This window comes from Dolichospermum sp. LEGE 00240, from assembly GCF_015207875.1.
Lineage (GTDB): Bacteria > Cyanobacteriota > Cyanobacteriia > Cyanobacteriales > Nostocaceae > Dolichospermum > Dolichospermum gracile.
In genome coordinates, this window is the sequence record NZ_JADEVZ010000151.1 from 1 (window position 1) to 2,960 (window position 2,960).

Genomic DNA, 2,960 nt, shown 5'->3' on the forward strand with positions numbered 1-2,960 from the left:
ATTAATAATAAACTCAAATTAATCAAAAGACTTGGATATGGATTTCGCAACTTTAGTAATTTTAGATTACGTAGTTTATTAAACTGGCACTTTAGTATTAATTCTCCATAAAAGGGACGCAAGAGCCCTAATAACCCAATCGCTAGTTTATGTGTTTCTGGGGGAAAATCGGCTGAGATTAAAGAATATTTCCAGTAATGAGGGGCGGTAATGTTCCCTGAGTATGAAAGAAAACATGGAATTTGTCAGAATCAGGATTTATAGGATTAAAGGATGTACAGGATTATTTATTGATAATTTATTTTGTCTGATAGTGTAGCCATATCAGACATATATTTCTAAATCTGCTTGTGTTACAATTTACTCATCGCAGTAGAATTTATGAGTAAGATAAAAAAGTGTATAATGATTTAAGTTACCCTGCAAATTTATACATTCTTGGAAAGAGAAGGAAAGAAATTAAATGACAGCAGTAATTACTAATCATATTGAAATTACACCAGGGATATGCGGTGGTAAACCTCGCATTGCTGGACATCGAATTAAAGTGCAAAATATCGTTATTTGGTATGAACGCATGGGAATGTCACCAGATGAAATGGTCTATCATTATCCCAGTATTACTTTAGCGGAGGTTCATGCAGCATTGGCTTATTATTATGATCATCTAGAAGAAATTAGAAAAGATATAGAAGAAGATGAAATATTTGCTAAAGAGATGAAATCTCAAACGCCTTCTTTAGTACAGCAAAAACTTCAAAAAGGTCATGGTTAGAGAAATTAAATTTCATTTAGATGAAAATGTCAGTAATGCGATCGCTGGTGGACTTCGTAAAAGAGGAATTGATGTAACGACAACTCCAAAACAAGGACTTATTGCGGTATCTGATGAGTTGCAATTAGAATTTTCGGTATCTCAAGGAAGAGTTATATTTACTCAGGATACGGATTTTTTGAGATTACATCAAGTCAATACAAATCACTTGGGAATTGTTTATTGTCCTCAGCAAATAAAATCTATTGGACAGATTATTCAGGGTTTAGTATTAATTTGGGAGTTGCTATCACCTGAAGAGATGTTTGGGAGAATTGAATATTTATGAATGAAGAAAGCGATCGCACTTATGAAGTCAATGTGGCTAGAGGCTAGAGGGCGATCGCTATATGGCAATATTCAATATTGAGCTAACCGTTACTGAAGAGAATCTTAATCTTTTAGCCCTTTTGATTTAGAGTGGTGACTATTTCATACCCAATTTGGGTTTTTTGTTTTTTACTCTTAATATTTCGGATTTTAATGGAACTAATTTGATTAGCATTAGTCAAATGTGTTCCTCCACAAGCTTCTTTTGCTAAACCACCAACATCCAATTTACGGACTCCTGCTTCATGAACTATTTTCAGTGGCATACTATTTCTAATTACTTCATCAAGTTTTTCCTCTAGCATTAGCTTTAACTTATTTTCATCAATTGGACTACCTATAAATGTGACTTTAGCTTCTCCAGGAAAGTGATGTCCTTGGACTGCTTTTAGGTTGGGTTCAATTTTTTCCACTAAAGCAGCTAATATATGACCTGCGGAATGTAAAGACATTTGTTGAAAACGCCATTCTTCATCAACACGCAGCATAACCATACTTCCAATTTCAAAATCAGGTTTATCCTTTACAATGTGGTTAATTTGAATGAGAATATCAAAAAATGGGTGAAACCGAAAACAGCAACACCAACTTTAATGAAGCTATCCGACTATTCAACGAAATGGAAGCACCCAAGCAAGTTGAGAAAGTAGAAAAAGCGAAAATCCAAAATTAAGCCAAAGAAAAATCTGTAAACTGCCGATATTCAGGACGAATAAACCCTAAAATAATATCATCCTTTCCTACTCCTAATTCCAATAATTCCCCAGTTATACCCCTTTCCGTACCATCCCATTCAATGCAGATTTTCCCATCAATAATTCGCAAATGAAACACCACTGCATGAACTCTACCTGTTCTATCCCAACCGGTATCCATTAACAAATAATTATCAGATTCTTGATCACAAATACATAAAGCCTCAATTTTTCCATGACTAGGTTTATACTTAGCGTGATTTCCAACAATACTAATTATAATTCTTCTGTATTTTTCTAACTTATCCATTGTACAATTACCTCCTGAATTGGATCGAAAATAATGTAATTAATCTGCTGTTGATCACTTAAAATATCTTGAATAGCTGGTTTAAGAAAAAAGTCTTGATAAGCAGCTTCAGGAATCGCTAAATATAATTTACGTTCTGGATTGATTCTTTTAATTAAACTAACATAAATATTATATTGTCCTAATGTTTTTTCTAATTCTGTAATTAAAGAAGGGCTATTAAAAACTTTTATTTCAATTACAATCTTTTGCTGCATCTTCTGGGCAGCAAATAATTTTTCTGCTCCTAAATCAGCATATAAACGCAAGCCTTTGTATTCTAGTATAAAGGGGTCATCGGTAATTACCCATCCATCTTTGGTTAGAGCATTTTTAACTTGATTGTGATATAAATCGTACTGTGGCATTACTAAATCAAGAATATTAACTTTAGCTTAACAAAAACCACTTTCATCACCCACACCTGTCAGCAAACCTTTATCATCTAACACTTTGCTGAGAGTCGCAAATACTTCCGCACCCCAACGCAAAGCTTCTTTGAAAGAAGGCGCACCGATAGGGACAATCATAAACTCTTGAAAATCAACGTTATTGGATGCGTGCGCCCCACCGTTGATCACAAGTTTATGTGTTTCTGGGGGGAAATCGGCTGACATTAAAGAAGATTTCCGAGTTTGGTTTCTGAGAGGATGTTTGAAAAGTTTTGAGGAGTCAAAATTTATGCCAATCGCCTGATCATGATACGGATCATAGCTAGATAGATAAAAGTCTCTGATGTTTCAGGTAGTAACTCGTAGTCTCTGACTAATCG

6 protein-coding genes and 2 pseudogenes are annotated in these 2,960 nt (G+C 34.4%); 3 read left to right on the forward strand and 5 right to left on the reverse strand.

All coding sequences use genetic code 11. The features are described 5' to 3' along the window. The 3 genes from IQ226_RS24605 to IQ226_RS24615 form a co-directional block, all read left to right on the forward strand. Positions 1–111, forward strand: a 111-nt coding sequence (locus IQ226_RS24605) for a transposase (protein ID WP_143336292.1), incomplete at its 5' end; no start/stop codon positions are given. Between the two features lie 352 nt (positions 112–463). Continuing rightward, on the forward strand, positions 464–775 hold the full coding sequence (locus tag IQ226_RS24610) for a DUF433 domain-containing protein (RefSeq protein ID WP_027400760.1): 312 nt from the start codon (positions 464–466) through the stop codon (positions 773–775). Continuing rightward, entirely contained in the window at positions 768–1,103 is a 336-nt protein-coding gene (locus IQ226_RS24615; protein ID WP_193899746.1) for a DUF5615 family PIN-like protein, read from the forward strand. Before IQ226_RS24610 ends, IQ226_RS24615 begins: the two co-directional genes overlap by 8 nt. 112 nt (positions 1,104–1,215) lie before the next feature. Here the strand turns inward: IQ226_RS24615 and IQ226_RS24620 are convergent, their stop codons facing one another. The 5 genes and pseudogenes from IQ226_RS24620 to IQ226_RS24640 form a co-directional block, all read right to left on the reverse strand. Continuing rightward, on the reverse strand, positions 1,216–1,632 hold the full coding sequence (locus tag IQ226_RS24620; protein ID WP_193899749.1) for a hypothetical protein: 417 nt from the start codon (positions 1,630–1,632) through the stop codon (positions 1,216–1,218). Positions 1,633–1,813: 181 nt separating this feature from the next. After that, positions 1,814–2,149 carry a XisI protein gene (locus tag IQ226_RS24625; RefSeq protein WP_039201781.1) on the reverse strand — a complete coding sequence of 112 codons (336 nt, stop codon included), beginning with the start codon at positions 2,147–2,149 and terminating at the stop codon, positions 1,814–1,816. Next, positions 2,137–2,556 (reverse strand): element excision factor XisH family protein, encoded by a 420-nt coding sequence (locus IQ226_RS24630; protein WP_027400758.1) that lies wholly within the window; start codon positions 2,554–2,556, stop codon positions 2,137–2,139. The genes IQ226_RS24625 and IQ226_RS24630 overlap by 13 nt, the downstream gene beginning before the upstream one ends. 33 nt (positions 2,557–2,589) lie before the next feature. Beyond that, a pseudogene (gene eno / locus IQ226_RS24635) lies at positions 2,590–2,769 on the reverse strand (phosphopyruvate hydratase); the annotation flags it as partial. 98 nt (positions 2,770–2,867) lie between these two features. Next, a pseudogene (locus tag IQ226_RS24640) lies at positions 2,868–2,960 on the reverse strand (IS5/IS1182 family transposase); the annotation flags it as partial.